The organism is Rhodococcus sp. NPDC056960, assembly GCF_042674125.1.
Taxonomy (GTDB): Bacteria; Actinomycetota; Actinomycetes; order Mycobacteriales; family Mycobacteriaceae; genus Rhodococcus_F.
Map to the genome: position 1 here is coordinate 121,760 of NZ_JBHURF010000015.1, position 14,585 is coordinate 136,344.

Genomic DNA, 14,585 nt, shown 5'->3' on the forward strand with positions numbered 1-14,585 from the left:
CCCTCGCGGGCGATGACCCACGCGCCTTCCCGACCTGAACGCTCTATCCGAACCACAGGGCCTCCGCGTTGCGAAAAGCCACGCATTCCGCCGCACTCTCCGCAAGCGCGGAGAGAAAGGTTCGGATCTGCCGTCCCCGGGTGTCGACCGTGTCCGCCCGTGCCACGGAGTCGGTGCCGACTACGAATCGGTCCGGTTGTCGTGCAACGAGTCTCACCCATTCTTCGTCTGCACCACTCGCGTCGGTGATTCGGTCGAGTAGCACCCACGACAACTCGACCGTCAGATTGCGATGCCGTTCGATCATCCGGCGCACCAGATCCAGCTGGCCGGGCGGGTCGACCTGCCGGGACACCCCGGCATGACACCAGACCACCGACGTCGAGGGATGACGCTCGAGTGCACGCTCGAGGCTTCCGGCGTATTCGTGCCGATCGGGCATTCCGACGGAACCCGAATCGTGGTGCAGCGAGATCGGCACCTCATTCTGCGCACAGAAATCGAGAACGGCGTCCATCGCGACGTGATCCGGTGACGGCACCTCCCCGGACGTCAGGTTCGTGAGGTCGTCGTGCCGGAACATCACCTCCCCGACACCGGCCCAGCGCTCGGACCGGCTCCACACGAACTCGAGGTGCTCGATCGCCAGCAGATCGGTCGGGTCGAACCCGCAGACCAGCGGGGCGACCTCGAGCGCACCGCCCGATTCGAGATCCGGGAGTACGTCGAGGACCGTCGCGTCGGTGAGCGAGTGATAGTGACACGGTGCATTGTCGTCGAGGTAGTAGTCCGGACGCATCGGTTCGGCCGTCGACCATTTCTTCTTCACCGGCAGTCCGAACACGACTGCCCGCGTGGCGCCGTTGCGGAGGAGACCGTCCCGGAGGTCGTGCATCTGTCCCGGCCGCTGCAGGAAGTCGACGAGATGGACGTGCGTGTCGATCCACGTGAGAGAAACCATCCATCCGATGTACCAGCAATCGGCCTGGCTGTCCTGGCACGAACCCGCGGCGCGCGGATGCGGTGTCCCCCCTCGTCACGCAGATCAGGCAGAAATGTGGGCAACTCTGCACCGAAACCCGGACGCGCCGAGTCCACTGACATCGATGAGGGCCCACCAATTCAGCGCGGATTGTCGGGGGTATACGTGATGGTCCGCATCTCGTGGGCGCGGCGCCGCCGACGCGCCCGCGCGGCGAGGATGCCGCCGACCAACGAGACCATCGTGACAACCGCGGCAATCACGGCCCATCCTTCGAATCCGCCGCCGCGCGCGGTGATACACAGTGCCGCACCGATGAGGCCTGCCATCAGCAGAACGACGGCGGCCAGTTCTCCGCTATCCGCACCCGGCGGCGGCCGTCTCGGGTAGGTTCTCGTGCTGCACCGTGGTTTTCGGTCATCGCTCCAGCCTTCCTGTGGGAACCGCGCTTCGTGTGTGGGTGTTACCTGCAACGACCGTCAGGGTCAGGGCGACCCGGACCAGGATGCCGCCTCCCCTGTCCGGACGGGTACCCGAGGCACCCGCCGTCCACACCGACGACGGCACGTCGTGATCTCCGGTCCGTCAGGCGCGGTCGTTCGTCTGCTGTCGACGTAGCCTCCGTCTGCGATCAGGATTGCCGCCCAATGGCATCAATCATTCCCGCTGGCAACGGGGTTGGTGCGCAGCGTCCGCTGCTCATCCGCTTGGCGGACCTCGATCCGTCCGTCCCGTACCCGGGTCTCGTACACCTGTTGAGGTCGGGTCGCGGGACCTCGCACCACCCGGCCGTCCGCCACGTCGAAGCGACTCCCGTGCCAGGGGCATTCGATGCACCCGTCGCCGAGCGAGCCGTCGACGAGTGGCGCGCCGCGGTGTGTGCAGCGGTTGCTCAGTGCGACAACGGAGCCTGGGCGCTTCACCAAGAGCACCGACACGGTGCCGACCAGCACGGCGACCATGTCCCTGCCGTCCAGGGCCGCTTCCGGGGCCGCGTCCGTCCATTCCGAGGGCAGGGTGGAGAACGCGGTGGTGTCGACTCCGACTCCGGCGGCATAGGTCAGATGGCCCCCGAGCCAGCCGCTGACTCCCAGCAGTCCTGCCCCCGCGGCCGACAGCCCGACGCCGACACGGTGACGGCCACGACGGCGAGCGGTCCACGACGCAAGATACGCGGCGATCGCGCCATAGTTCGACATCGCATGGACGGCGCCGATCCTGCGCTCGGCGCCGAGCGTGTCGGCCCAGTCCGACGCGCCCGTGAGCGTGGCGGGCACGGCGGCAAGGGCGCCCAACCCCACGAGTGTCCTCGCGGCCGACCGCGCGCCTCCGCCACCGAAGGCGTCGAGGAAACCGGCGCTAATCCAGGCGCCGATAGGAACCGTGACCAACAGCGGGTGCAGCGGATGCCCCAGATCGGTGCCGGACAACACGTCCTTGACCCGGCCCGCCGGAAGCCACCTGTTGATGACATTGACCACCGCGCCGGCGGGTCCATCCAAGGAGTGGGCCTGTTCGAGTCGACGCACACTCCGCTCGAGAACCGTCACAACCACCACATCCCAGAATCCTCTCGACTCGACCACCTGTTCGTGCACGCGGTCAGCCCGGCAGCGTCTCACCGCCGAGCGGGGCGAGCACTTCCCCGGAGTAGTACGACGACAACAGACCGGAGGCGAAGAACACGTAGGACGGCGCGATCTCGTCGGGTTGGGCCGCTCGCCCGTAGGGGGCCTGCGTCCCGAATTCCGCGACCTTCTCCTCGTCCATGGTGGCCGGAATCAGTGGTGTCCACACCGGTCCGGGAGCAACACAATTGACCCGAATTCCGCGGTCCAGCAGGGTCTGCGCCAGCGAGTACGTCAACGCCGTCACCGCACCCTTGGTCGCGGAATAATCGATCAGCGACTTGTTGCCGCGCAACCCGTTGACCGACCCGGTGTTGATGATGGCCGAACCCCGCCCGAGATGGGGGACGGCCGCCTTCGTCACGTGGAAGTAGCTGTCGATGTTCACCGAGAAGGTGCGCCGCCACTGTTCCTCGGTCAGCTCCAGGAAGTCGTCGACCGGCTGCTGGTAGGCCACGTTGTTGACCACGATGTCGAGCCCGCCCAGTTCCGAGACCGTGCGGGCGACCACGTCACAGCAGTGCCGGGGATCGGCGAGATCGCCGGCGAAGGTGCGGCAGCGTCGACCTTCCCGTTCGACCAATTCAGCGGTGTGGGCGGCGTCGTCGTTCTCCTCGAGGTAGGCAATGGCCACGTCGGCGCCTTCTTTCGCGAATGCCACCGCCACCGCCCGGCCGATCCCCGAGTCCGCGCCGGTGATCAACGCCCGCTTGCCCTTCAACAGTTCGTTGCCGCGGTACGCACGCATCTCGTCCCGTGGTTGTTCCGCCATGTCCGCGGTGTGACCGGGGTAGTCGATGGTGTGTGGGGTGTGTTCGCTCATGCACCTCTCCGATCGGTTCAGCGGTCTCCTGTCGGATACCCGATCCGCGAGCGGGCAAATCGTGTGTCACACGCGAAGGGACCGGGTCCTCTCGAGTCTGTTTTCCCGGCGACCGGCAGGGGTAGACGGCACGGTGTGTGTGGACGGTGCTCGCCCCGTAGGTGTCGACCGGAGGTATTCGATGACTCTGACCGCCACCGGCCCGGCAGCGACCGCGCAGCAGCGTCGCGTGGCTTCCATCGACCTGGCGCGGCTGTTCGGTCAGGTCGCGCTGCCGTTCGTCGCGGCCGGTGCCATCGCGCGACGCCGCCGGGTGATGGGTCTGCTCGAGCGTGTGCAGGCCGACGCGGCCGCGGTGCGGCAGATACCCGCGCTCCGCGAATGCTACGGTGCCGGACCGCTGCCGTTACGCGTGTTCGGCCGGGACCTCGCCCTGGTCCTCTCCGACGACGACATCGACACAATCCTGCGGACCGACGCCGACACCTTCACCGCGGCGAACCGCGAAAAGATCGCTGCGCTCAGCCCGTTCCAACCCAACGGTGTCCTGATCTCCCGGGGCGACCTCCGGGCCCGCCGCCGGGGCGTGAACGAGCAGGCGCTCGACACCGGGCAGGCGATGCACCACCTCGCGGGCCCGATCGCCGAGTTGATTCGGGACGAAGCCGAGGAGATGCTGCGCGCAGCCCGAACCACCGGCGGCCTCGACGCCGCCGAATTCACTCGCTGGTGGTGGCGGGTCGCACGAGGTGTCGTATTGGGGCAGTCCGCGCGCGACGACCACGAATTGACCGACCAGTTGTGGACCCTTCGCTCCACCGGGAACTGGTCGTTCGCGCACCCGCTCCGGCACGCCCTGCGCGACAAGTTCACCCAGCGGCTCCAACGCCACGTCGAGTCGGCACCGGCCGAGTGCCTCGCCGGTGCCCTGCGCGAGGTCTCCGCCAGCGCACCGATCGACCCCGTCGGCCAGATCCCGCACTGGCTGTTCGCCTTCGACGCCGCCGGCATGGTCACCCTCCGCACCATGGCGCTGCTCGCGACCCACCCACGGCAACGCACCAAGGCACTCGACCGGATCGATTCGTCGACCCTGGCCGCGCCGCGACCCTACGACTACCTCCGCGGATGCGTCCTCGACAGCACCCGGCTGTGGCCGACCACCCCCGCGATCCTTCGCGATTCACTCGCGCCGACCGAGTGGGAGGACAACCACGGCCGGTATGCGATCCCAGCCGGTGCCGCGTTCGTCATCCTGACCCCCGCATTCCACCGCGACCGTCACACCTTCCCGTTCGCCGACCGCTTCGAACCCGAAATATGGATCGACGGACGCGCGGAACCGTACCGCGGACTCGTCCCCTTCAGCGCCGGACCCACCGCCTGTCCGGGGCGGAATCTGGTGTTGCTGGTGGCCAGTACGGTGCTCGCGAACCTCTTCTCCCGCGCCGACTTCACCGTCACCTCACGCACCATCCCCGACCCCGACCACCCGCTGCCCGCCACGTTGAACAACTTCGGCATCACCTTGTCCGTCCGATGAGGTCACCCAGTCGCCTCCGTCTCGCTCGCCGCTCGTCTCCTCCCACGGCCACGGACAGGACGAAGCGGTGGTGAACGTGCCCCGCAGAGTCGTGATCACCGGCGCCAGTGGAAATGTCGGCACCGCTCTGCTGCGCCTGCTCGCCGCGCAGCAACCAGCACCAGCGGTGACCACGATCGCCCGCCGAACCCCACCCGCCACGGCACCCTACGACGGCGCGCAGTGGCACCCACTCGACCTGGCACGAGACGACGCCCACACGAAACTCGTACCACTGCTGCAGGGCGCAGACGCGGTGGTGCACCTGGCGATCGCGTTCCAACCGGCCCGGGACCGCGACTACCTCAGACGCACCGCGGTCGCCGGAACACACGCGGTCGCACGGGCCGCACGAGACGCCCACGTGGACCACCTGGTTCACCTGTCCTCGGCTGCGGTGTACTCCCCCGGCGCCTACGGCGACCAGGTCGACGAACAGTGGCCCCGGCGAGGCATGCGGAGATCGATCTACAGCGTCGACAAGGTCGCCGAGGAAGACGTCCTCGACGGGATCGACGCGGCCTCGGCAACCGACGATCAGGCGCCTCTGATCGTCACCCGGCTGCGGCCCGGACTGATCGCCCAGCACGACGAGGCCACCGCGCTCCTGCGCTACACGGCACCGGCTTTCGTGCCGCGGAGCGTGACCCGGCGAATCCCGGGATTACCGGTACTGCCCCTCGATCGGACACTCACACTGCCCGTCGTCCACACCGACGACGTCGCCGACGCCGTGATGCAGGCCCTCCTCCATCGCGCGCCGGGGGCATTCAACATCGCCGCCGAGGACCCGCTGACCGCAACGATGATCGGCGTCGCCTTCGATGCTCACGTTGTGCACGTCCCGGCGCGGGCCTCGAGCGTTGTCGCCGACGTGGCGTGGTCGCTGCACCTGTCACCGGTGCACCGGGGCTGGATCGACCTCGCCTACGCCACGCCGCTGGTCGACTGCACCCGCGCCCATACCACGCTCAGCTGGCATCCCCGGCACGACGCCGAAGCGGTGATCGATGAACTCGTCACCGGAATCCGAAGCCGATCACGCAGCACGAGCGCCGTTCTCGGCGAACGTTCCCCGATCGACCGGGTGCGTAAGCTCCTCACCGCGGGGCCGCTCACTCGACGGAAACTGCCGTAACAGCACGGCACACCTTCCGGTCGTGCGTTCCACGGCTGCCGGACATTTCCAGGGTCTGTCGGCGTCGCTCGTCATCCGGCGACCACGCGGATCCGGCGGATGGTTCCGTCGGCGGCGTCGGGTATCCCCATCCCGGCGGCCACGCCGCTGCGCAGATAGTCGATCACTGGCTGGTCGAGCCGCTCCCCCGGCACCACGGCAGGAAGGCCCGGCGGATACGGGGTGAGTGGTTCGGCAGCGATACGTCCGGCCGCCTGGTCCGCGTCGACCATCTCCACCGGACCGAAGAACGCATCCCGCGGAGACATCACCGACTCGAGTTGCAACTCGTCGGGACTCGGCAACGAGATCGGTGGTGGTGCATCGAACGAGGAAGCCGCGCAGACCAGGTCGTCGAGCGCGGTAACCAGCCGGCCGGTGGTGTCCTCGTCGTCGGCCATCGACATGGTGGCCATGATGCGACGATGATCGTGCATGCCGACGTCGAGGTGGCGATGCTCCCGCATCCAGTCCGTGCACTGGAACCCGGACACGCCGAGTTCGCTGACATCGATGAGGATCTGCATGCGGTCCAGGTCGTGCGAAGCCTCTTCACCGAGCAACCGGTCCTCGAGCACGGTCAGTCCGTCGATGCCGGCGATCCGTTCCCGCGTGCGGCGAGCCAGGGACAACGCCGAGCCGAGCAGGTCCGTGCCGTGCTCGGCCATCTGCCGCCGCCACCCGTCCATGGCCGCGTACAACATCACGTTCGGGCTGGTCGTCGTCAGCAGATCCGCGCATTGCGAGAGATGCGTACCGTCGATCAGATCACCCTGCAGGTGATAGACCGATCCCTGCTCGAATCCGGCGCCCATCTTGTGGATACTGACAACGCAGATGTCCGCGCCGGCGTCCATCGCCCAGGTCGGCAGGTCGTCGTGGAAGGGCAGGTGCGCACCCCACGCCTCGTCGACGATGAGCGGTTTGCCGCGCTGGTGGCACACCTCGGCGATGGCGGTGATGTCGGCGCAGGTTCCGTACGGACTCGGACTGACGATCAGTGCACCGGCCGCGTCGGGATGCTTCTCCCACATGGCCCGCACCTGGTCCGGGGACGGAGGATGGGAAAAGTGCATGTCCTCGTCCCAGCGTGGGGTAATCCATCGGGGGGTCACCCCACTGAAGATCAGCCCGGCGACGATGGACTTGTGCGAGTCACGCGAGACGAGCAGACCACCGGGATCGTTTCCGGCGACGGCCATCATCGCCGCCTTCACCGACAGTGAGCTTCCGCAGGTCGAGAAGAAGGCCTGGTCGGCCCGGACCGCGTCGGCCATCAGCTGTTCGGCCCGGGACAGGTAGCCGTTCCTCGACCTTCGGTCGTCCAGGCCGCCGGAGGCGAGCACATCCGCGCGGAACGGGTCGGCGAGAACCCGCCTCACCCGCTCGTCCGCACCGCGCCCCTGACGATGCCCCGGCGGGGAGAATCCGTAGCGGTCGAGCTGGTGGTATTGCTCCAATGCATCCAATAACGGTGCCTGCGACTGGTCCATACCCGACGGTGTACCCGCACTCGTTTCACCCTGAACCCACGCCGCACCGGCGGCGCCGCAGACGCTTCCCCAGCGTCGCTCTTCGTCTGCCGTGCGACAGAGCAGATCACGCGATCCGTAAGTCTGGGTGAGGACGTGATCGGTTTCAGCTGAGTCCGGCGAGCCGCCGGTTTCGTCTCGAGGGAACCGGGGATACCTTGTGAATGAGCACTGCAGCAACGGAATCAGGTCACGACCTCAGTGTGGGGGTCGAGGAAGAATTCTTCCTCGTCGACGGGTTCGGCCACCTGGCCACCGCGGGACCCGACGTGGTCGCGGAGGCCGGGAACGTCATTCACGGGCTCCAACGTGAGCTCGCCCGCTGTCAGATCGAAACGGCGACCGGTGTGTGCCACACGGGGAAGGAACTGCACGAGGAGTTGCGCAGCCTGCGACGTCGGCTCGCAAAGGCCGCCGCCGCCCGCGACCTGTCGCTGTTGCCGAGCGGGACGTCCCTGAGCGACGAGGCAGTGCCGCCGGCGATCACCCCGAGCCCGCGGTACCAGGAGATGGCCCGCCGCTTCGGGTCGATCGTCGACACCGTGACCACGTGCGGCTGCCACGTGCACGTCGGGATCCCGAACCGTGACGTCGGTGTGCGGGTGAGCAACCAGGTGCGCAGTTGGCTTCCGGTGCTGCTCGCACTGTCCGCGAACTCCCCGTTCCACGGTGGACACGACACCGCGTATCAGAGCTGGCGGCACATCCTGTGGTCGCGCTGGCCGTCGGCGGGACCGCCGCCGCACTTCGATTCCGCGGACGAGTACGAGTCGGTCGTCGGCGCCATGATCGGGACCGGCGCCGCCATGGACCGCGGAATGATCTATTGGCACGTCCGGCTCTCCGACAAGCAACCGACGATCGAGGTCAGGATCGCGGACGTCGCGATGACGGCGGCGCACGCGGCACTCTACGCGGTGGTGGTGAAGGGACTCGTCGGGTGGGCGCTGCGGTCGCTGGAGGACGGCCGCACTGCGCCGTGGCTGCGCGCGGAGTTACTGCGGGCGCAGTTGTGGCGCGCAGCTCGTGACGGACTCGACGGCGAATGCACGAGTCCCGCGGCCGACCGGTCGATGCCGATCCGCCGGCAACTGGAACTGCTGAACGAGTGCATCGCCCCCGGGCTGGGGTCGAGCGACCGCGCCTTCCTCGAATCGGGATTCGACACCGTTCTGCGGGAGGGGACGGGTGCCGAGCGGCAACGCGCCGAATTCGCGCGCCGCGGCACGCTGGCGGCGGTTGTCGACCTCCTGACGAGCGAAGTCGTCAGCTGATCAGGGACGGGAGTGCGTCTGGCACGCCCGCGATATCGATGCTCCATCCCTGGATGTGTTCTACGACTGCGCAGTCGAATGTAGCGAGTGGAGGCGCGATGACGGTCATCGAGTGCGCCGGAAGTGGGCGGGTGCGCGGTCACGCTCACGGCGAGCAGGCACGCGACTTGATCCACACCGCCCTGGACCGGTGGCGCGACGGTACGAGCGCCCACAGTCGGGAGCACCTCGCGACGACCGGACTGCTGGCGGCGGTCGAGGCCGTCGTACCCGACCTGGCCGAGGAGATGCGCGGCATCGCGGAGGCAGCGGAAGTCCCGTTCGCGGAGATCCTCGCGTACAACTTCATGGACGAACAGTGGTGGGTGCACCGGGAGCATCTCGAATTCGGTTGCAGTGTCCTCGGACGGGCCGACGCGGACGGTGTGTTCCTCGCCCAGAACATGGACCTACCCGATTTCATGGACGGCTCCCAGGTCGTACTGCGGGTCCGTCCGGAAGTGGGTCCGGAAGCGCTCGTGCTGAGTTCGGCGGGAATGATCGGGCTGACCGGTGTCAACGCGGCCGGGGTCGCGGTATGTGTGAACGCGCTCGGCATGCTGCGCCACAACCTCGCCGGTTTGCCGGTGGCCGCCGCGATCCGCGGCGCGCTCGCCCACTCCTCGCGCACGGAGGCAGTGGATTTTCTGCACCGGATTCCGCACGCGAGCGGGCAACACTACGCGGTCGCGGATGCGCACGGCTTCCACGGTGTCGAATGTTCTTCTGCCGCAGTCGTTGTCAGTTGCCGGGCGGGTTCTCCGCTGCTGCTCCACACCAATCACCCGTTGGCGAACATCGACATCGATCCCAACGCCGAACAGGAACTGCAGAAGCAGGGCCGGATCGCCGATTCCCGGGTTCGCCTCGACTTCCTCGACACGAGCGCGAGGACCGTCCGTGACCGCGCCGCCGCCGAGCGCCTACTCGGCGACCGCACCGCACCGCTGTGCGTCATACCGCATCCAGGACACCGGACGCGGACGTTCGGTGCCGTCGCCTTCGAGTTCGCCACCCCACCGGTGGCGCGCTTCTGCCTCGGCCTACCGAACCAGCGACCCTGGTTCGAACCGGGTTGGCAAACGCCACCTCAGTACGCCGAGTCTTCCGCATAGAGACCGAGCACCACACTTTCGCTGTGATCGGCCCCGGTGATGCCCTACCTGCGGTGCCGACCGCTGTAGGCGCACAACGTTCCCCACGCTAGGGCGAATCCGGCGACTTTGGCCTTGGTCGCGGGGTCGGGAAGGGCGATTCCGAAGACCGCGGCATCACCGAGGTCCGAGGCGACCCGGACCAGGACGGCGCCGCGCAGAGCCGCTCCGGATGGCGCCAGGGCGAGGAGAAGTCCGCTTGCCGCATCCCGCACCCCTACCGCCCGGATGACGGTAGCGACCTCGGGTGAAACACCGCCGTCGGCGCGGGTGAGTTTGCAGGGCTTCGCGAGAATGCGGGGCGAGACGATGATGGCGGTGCTGTACGCGGCGGTCAGGACACCCAATACTCGTGGAAGAGCACGCGCGGCGGAAGTCGAGGGCATAACGCCCGTGTACCCCGATCTCGTTGGCGGACACGCCACCTCCACGGACGATCGTCACGAGAGCGCGCCCCACGCCTGTTCCACGTCCCGAACCTGACAACATCTGTCCCAATGCAGGACGGCTTCACGACCGGTCGTCGCGTCCGAGCACCGACAGACCCGAGCCGCGTTTGCCCGGCACGCCGCCGGGGGAAGCTGCCGGGAAGGGCACTTACGTCTTCGGACAGACGAGGGAACGGGTCGATGAACGCTTTCACCACCGGCATTACCGCCGGCGCCGCAGGCACCACCATGCTCAACGCCGTCACCTACCTGGATATGGCCGTCCGGGGCCGCCCCGCGAGCACGGTCCCGGACGAGACCGTCGAATCCGTCGTATCCGCCCTGGGCATGGCGACCCCCGGAAGGGGTGATGCACGCGCTGCCCGCCGGTCGGCGTTCGGGGCGCTCGGCGGGATCGCCGTCGGCACCGGAATCGGCATGGCCGCCTCCCTCGTCCGTCGGGCCGGTGCCCGCCTGACTCCGACCGCGGGAACGATCGGCGTCGGCGTCGCCGCGATGGCGGCCAACCGATGTTCCTATCGCTTTGCGCGGCATCAGCGACCCGCGAACGTGGACCACCCAGGACTGGCTCAGCGACATCGTGCCGCATCTGGTTTACGGCGCCACCGTCTCTTCCGTCCTGCGACAACAGGACGCGGCCACGGACCATCGGACCACCCGATCGGCGGAACGGTCGAGCACCGTCCGGTCGGCCGTGATCGGTGTGGCGAGCGGCCTGCGCAGTTCCACCGGCGTCGCGGCGGCTCTGCTCTCGCGTACCTCGGGGTCGGCGCACCGGACCCGGCTGATCGGCGCGACCGTGGTGGTCGGCGGAGAAGTGGTCGCCGACAAGAGCCCGAACATACCGTCGCGGCTCTCCCCACCCGCGCTGACAGGGCGCCTCGCGGCCGGCGGCGTAGGCGCCGCCGCACTGGCCCGCCGCGACCGGACCGACACGGCGTCCGCACTGGTCATCGGAGCTGTCGGTGCCCTCGCCGGCTCATACGGCGGCGCGCGGTGGCGGCAGTGGGCAGGCCGGCGCATAGCGGACTGGCAGGCCGCGGTGGCCGAGGATGCCGTCGCCTTCGCGATGGCGGCGGCGGCACTCCGAGTGGCCGCGTCGTCCTAGGTTGGCGAGCGGGACGACGTCCGGCGTCGTCGTCGGGGACCACCGATTCACCCGGCCGTACGGACTCGAGGTGTGGCCGCGCCAGTCGGTGACCGATTTACCCGCGCTTCCGAGCGTGCACGTCCCACCTGACGGACACGCCACCGTCCGATCCGGTCGGTCTAACTCGCATGCGGCCGGAGATTTCGACGCCGGGTCACCCTGGCCTCGGGCGGAACCGCCGATCGTGTGGCCCCTTCCCGGGACCGGCGCAGGCTCTCGGACATCACTCGTTGCCACCACAGGTCCAACGGACTCGGATCCGGCCACTGGATCGGGTCGTCTTCCCACCCGACATCAAGGTAGCCATCGCCACGGTCGGGGCCTTCTTCGATGTGAGGCACGATCTGTACATCCTCTCGGTCAGACGCAGCACGCACTCGGTCGTCGAATGCACCGCCCGCGTTGCGCTGGTTCGACGTCGACATCCGTTACCGGCCACCTCATCGTCCCGGCGTCCGGTTACCCGAATCAGCGTTCGCCTACCCACGCCGTGACGCAGCTGGCGGCCCGCCGATGCCAGCGCGGTGGATCGGTTGGACGGGTCCGCGGTGTACCAGTACGGTCACCTCACGACGCGATCGCGGTGGCCCGGGTCCCGGGGCGCTGCGCGACTCGTGACGGCCGGTCCCGGACTGCGCGGTGGGTAACCGGTCCCCATGTCACTACCTCGCTCGTTCGCTGCTGTTCGTGCCCTGGCACGAGCAGTCGGCTCGCCCCTGCGGTGGTTCGACCGTGCGGTGCGTGTCACCGGCCCCGAACGCGCCGCGCTCGTACAGGCGATCCAGGCCACCGGCGCCGCAGTGCTCGCCTGGGTCGTCGCCTCCCGCATCTTCGACTTCTCCCAACCGTTTCTGGCGCCGTGGTCGGCGATCTTCATCGTCGAGGCCACTGTGTACCGCTCGGTGCGCTCAGCCGCCCAGCAGGTATCGGCGGTCACGGTCGCGGTGGTGCTGACGACCGCCGTCGCCGCTGTCATCCCGTGGGAGTTGCTCACCCTGACCGTGGCTGTCCTGGCGGGACTGCTGATCGGCCAGTGGCACCGGTTCGGCGAGAGCGGACCGTGGATCGGGATCACCGCGCTGTTGCTGCTGACCTCCGGGGCCATGGCGGAATCGCTGCTCGTCGAGCGACTGGTCGAGACCGTCCTGGGCGCCGGAATCGGACTCGTTATCAATGCCACAATCTTCCCTCCGGTCTACGGTGACGCCGCGCGCGGTGCGACGAGCACGCTCGCAGACGAATTGGCCTCTCTACTAGCCACTGGCCACCGCGCTACGCGCGAACGAGCCACCGCCGCAAGCCGACGCGTGGGCACGACAGGCCAAAGCTGCGATCGGGCTGGTCCGCCAGGCCGAACGCGCCGTGGAATTGAGCGCCGAGAGCCGCCGACTCAACCTCCGCCAGCGCGCTGTCCGGCTGGGTACGGGCATCGAGGACGCGGAATGGGTGTTCACCAGCCTGCGCAACGTCTGGCCCTACGTCGAGGAGATCGCGCAAGCGGTGCGTACGGTGATCGAGCACCAACGTCCCTTCGTCTATCCTGACTCGGTTTCACGGATGGGTTTCGCTGAGGTTCTCGATCGGCTCGCCGACGTGGTCCGGCTCCGCGGTGAGGGCCACAGCGGCGGACCGGAGTTCGATGCGGCAGTCGAGTCCGCTCGCACCGCTCTCGATGACCTCGACGACCGGCTCGAAGCCCCCGAAACGGTGACCTTCGGATCGGCGGCCGGGGTACTCGGCATGGTGCTACCCGCCAGGCACGCCCTACGCGAACTCACCGCGTTCTGACCCACACACCGGACTGTCCGGTCAGCACTCGCGAGAACGTCCTACCGGTACGACGAACCCCCGTGCCGGGCCCCTGCGTGGTTGACAACCGTGGTCTGTGTGGCGCTCTGGGGCTGGCGGTTCGCAACCGCGGGCCAGTGACTGCACGGTGTGGCAATTCGGGCTTCGGATCATTTCGGTCGCCGGGCCGAGGCGCCACTCCATTCCCACCGCCGGGACCGACGACTCACCCGCAGACCGATCTGAGCGGTGGTGCGCTGCAGTGAGGCCGACCCTCCAGTGTGGTGGTGACGGTGCGTTGTGAGCAGCAGGTGGCCGAACGGGGCTCGGGCTGCCTCCGGCAGCAGCGCGGTCCCGGTGATCGCGGTCCCGGTGATCGCGACGCCGCGGAGTTTGGTGTCGTCTGTGGTGATCGCCAGGTAAGGATGCAGAAAGGCACGATCGACTGGGGCACTACTCGAAGGCCCGAAGACGGCGCAAGTAGAGTGCGGTCCCCGCTGTGACAGGTGGGCGCTGATGCTCTCTGATGGCATCGTCACGGTGAGGCCGGCGCGTGATTCCGCACCGACAGGCTCGACAGGTCGGGCGCGATCCAATGGTTGTCCTGGCGTTCGAGCGGGATGGTCATGACGACAATCGGGGCTTCCATCGGGAAGGGCCCGAGGATGCGCGGGACGCGTTCCCCGCTTCCGGTGGGGTGCCAGGTGACGCCGATTCCGGCGTCGGTCAGCGCCCGTTCGTCAAGCACGACCAAAAGCAGAGGCAGTGTGAGGTGTCCGTAGATCCGGTCGAGAACGCCCGGTAGGCGGGCGCGAGTAGTGGCATGGATGTGACCGGTGTCGTCGAATGGGGTGGCGAGGGTGGAGACGTCATACTCGCCGAAGCGGAGGCATCCTTCCCAGTCGTCGGCCAGCGCTACATGCATGATTCGTTGTTCACCCATCAGATAGCTCCTCTCGCGATCGGGATGTGTTGCTCTTGGGGGCGCAGCCTTGTCGATGTGGCGG

At 68.1% G+C, this 14,585-nt stretch carries 14 protein-coding genes; 7 read left to right on the forward strand and 7 right to left on the reverse strand.

Annotation, left to right across the window (positions count from 1 at the left end):
* Positions 1-43: 43 nt before the first annotated feature.
* The 4 genes from ACFTWF_RS24285 to ACFTWF_RS24300 form a co-directional block, all read right to left on the reverse strand.
* Complete coding sequence (locus ACFTWF_RS24285) at positions 44-961, reverse strand: amidohydrolase family protein (RefSeq protein ID WP_378463722.1); 918 nt, start codon at positions 959-961, stop codon at positions 44-46.
* 161 nt (positions 962-1,122) lie between these two features.
* Positions 1,123-1,311, reverse strand: a complete 189-nt coding sequence (locus ACFTWF_RS24290; protein WP_378463723.1) for a hypothetical protein — start codon at positions 1,309-1,311, stop codon at positions 1,123-1,125.
* A gap of 324 nt (positions 1,312-1,635) precedes the next feature.
* Complete coding sequence (locus ACFTWF_RS24295; RefSeq protein WP_378463724.1) at positions 1,636-2,541, reverse strand: Rieske 2Fe-2S domain-containing protein; 906 nt, start codon at positions 2,539-2,541, stop codon at positions 1,636-1,638.
* Between the two features lie 43 nt (positions 2,542-2,584).
* A complete protein-coding gene (locus ACFTWF_RS24300; RefSeq protein ID WP_378463725.1) occupies positions 2,585-3,433 on the reverse strand; it encodes an SDR family oxidoreductase in 849 nt (282 codons plus the stop codon).
* Between the two features lie 181 nt (positions 3,434-3,614).
* On the opposite strand from ACFTWF_RS24300, the gene ACFTWF_RS24305 reads away from it, so the two are divergent.
* Both ACFTWF_RS24305 and ACFTWF_RS24310 read left to right on the forward strand, forming a co-directional pair.
* Positions 3,615-4,976, forward strand: a complete 1,362-nt coding sequence (locus ACFTWF_RS24305; RefSeq protein ID WP_378463726.1) for a cytochrome P450 — start codon at positions 3,615-3,617, stop codon at positions 4,974-4,976.
* Positions 4,977-5,043: 67 nt separating this feature from the next.
* Positions 5,044-6,153, forward strand: a complete 1,110-nt coding sequence (locus tag ACFTWF_RS24310; protein ID WP_378463727.1) for an NAD-dependent epimerase/dehydratase family protein — start codon at positions 5,044-5,046, stop codon at positions 6,151-6,153.
* A gap of 71 nt (positions 6,154-6,224) precedes the next feature.
* On the opposite strand, the gene ACFTWF_RS24315 is transcribed toward ACFTWF_RS24310, so the two are convergent.
* A complete protein-coding gene (locus ACFTWF_RS24315; protein WP_378463728.1) occupies positions 6,225-7,685 on the reverse strand; it encodes an aminotransferase class I/II-fold pyridoxal phosphate-dependent enzyme in 1,461 nt (486 codons plus the stop codon).
* 203 nt (positions 7,686-7,888) lie between these two features.
* On the opposite strand from ACFTWF_RS24315, the gene ACFTWF_RS24320 reads away from it, so the two are divergent.
* Positions 7,889-8,998 carry a glutamate--cysteine ligase gene (locus tag ACFTWF_RS24320; protein ID WP_378463729.1) on the forward strand — a complete coding sequence of 370 codons (1,110 nt, stop codon included), beginning with the start codon at positions 7,889-7,891 and terminating at the stop codon, positions 8,996-8,998.
* Between the two features lie 98 nt (positions 8,999-9,096).
* Positions 9,097-10,152, forward strand: a complete 1,056-nt coding sequence (locus ACFTWF_RS24325) for a C45 family autoproteolytic acyltransferase/hydolase (RefSeq protein ID WP_378463730.1) — start codon at positions 9,097-9,099, stop codon at positions 10,150-10,152.
* A 44-nt stretch (positions 10,153-10,196) separates the two neighbouring features.
* On the opposite strand, the gene ACFTWF_RS24330 is transcribed toward ACFTWF_RS24325, so the two are convergent.
* Positions 10,197-10,538, reverse strand: coding sequence for a hypothetical protein (locus tag ACFTWF_RS24330; protein WP_378463731.1), 342 nt, complete (start codon positions 10,536-10,538; stop codon positions 10,197-10,199).
* A gap of 625 nt (positions 10,539-11,163) precedes the next feature.
* Here ACFTWF_RS24330 and ACFTWF_RS24335 point away from each other — a divergent pair.
* From ACFTWF_RS24335 to ACFTWF_RS24345, 3 genes are all read left to right on the forward strand, one after another.
* Positions 11,164-11,748, forward strand: coding sequence for a hypothetical protein (locus ACFTWF_RS24335; protein ID WP_378463732.1), 585 nt, complete (start codon positions 11,164-11,166; stop codon positions 11,746-11,748).
* A gap of 779 nt (positions 11,749-12,527) precedes the next feature.
* Positions 12,528-13,334 carry an aromatic acid exporter family protein gene (locus ACFTWF_RS24340; RefSeq protein ID WP_378463733.1) on the forward strand — a complete coding sequence of 269 codons (807 nt, stop codon included), beginning with the start codon at positions 12,528-12,530 and terminating at the stop codon, positions 13,332-13,334.
* Positions 13,335-13,347: 13 nt separating this feature from the next.
* Positions 13,348-13,578, forward strand: a complete 231-nt coding sequence (locus ACFTWF_RS24345) for a hypothetical protein (protein WP_378463734.1) — start codon at positions 13,348-13,350, stop codon at positions 13,576-13,578.
* Positions 13,579-14,113: 535 nt separating this feature from the next.
* Here the strand turns inward: ACFTWF_RS24345 and ACFTWF_RS24350 are convergent.
* Entirely contained in the window at positions 14,114-14,521 is a 408-nt protein-coding gene (locus ACFTWF_RS24350; RefSeq protein ID WP_378463735.1) for a DUF952 domain-containing protein, read from the reverse strand.
* Positions 14,522-14,585 lie beyond the last annotated feature (64 nt).

Excerpts from the sequence above, each read along its gene's own strand:
- ACFTWF_RS24285 (WP_378463722.1), bottom strand. The coding sequence starts at position 961 with ATGGTTTCTCTCACGTGGATCGACACGCACGTCCATCTCGTCGACTTC.
- ACFTWF_RS24290 (WP_378463723.1), bottom strand. The coding sequence starts at position 1,311 with ATGGCAGGCCTCATCGGTGCGGCACTGTGTATCACCGCGCGCGGCGGC.
- ACFTWF_RS24300 (WP_378463725.1), bottom strand. The coding sequence starts at position 3,433 with ATGAGCGAACACACCCCACACACCATCGACTACCCCGGTCACACCGCG.
- ACFTWF_RS24305 (WP_378463726.1), top strand. The coding sequence starts at position 3,615 with ATGACTCTGACCGCCACCGGCCCGGCAGCGACCGCGCAGCAGCGTCGC.
- ACFTWF_RS24315 (WP_378463728.1), bottom strand. The coding sequence starts at position 7,685 with ATGGACCAGTCGCAGGCACCGTTATTGGATGCATTGGAGCAATACCAC.
- ACFTWF_RS24320 (WP_378463729.1), top strand. The coding sequence starts at position 7,889 with ATGAGCACTGCAGCAACGGAATCAGGTCACGACCTCAGTGTGGGGGTC.
- ACFTWF_RS24325 (WP_378463730.1), top strand. The coding sequence starts at position 9,097 with ATGACGGTCATCGAGTGCGCCGGAAGTGGGCGGGTGCGCGGTCACGCT.
- ACFTWF_RS24345 (WP_378463734.1), top strand. The coding sequence starts at position 13,348 with ATGGGTTTCGCTGAGGTTCTCGATCGGCTCGCCGACGTGGTCCGGCTC.
- ACFTWF_RS24350 (WP_378463735.1), bottom strand. The coding sequence starts at position 14,521 with ATGGGTGAACAACGAATCATGCATGTAGCGCTGGCCGACGACTGGGAA.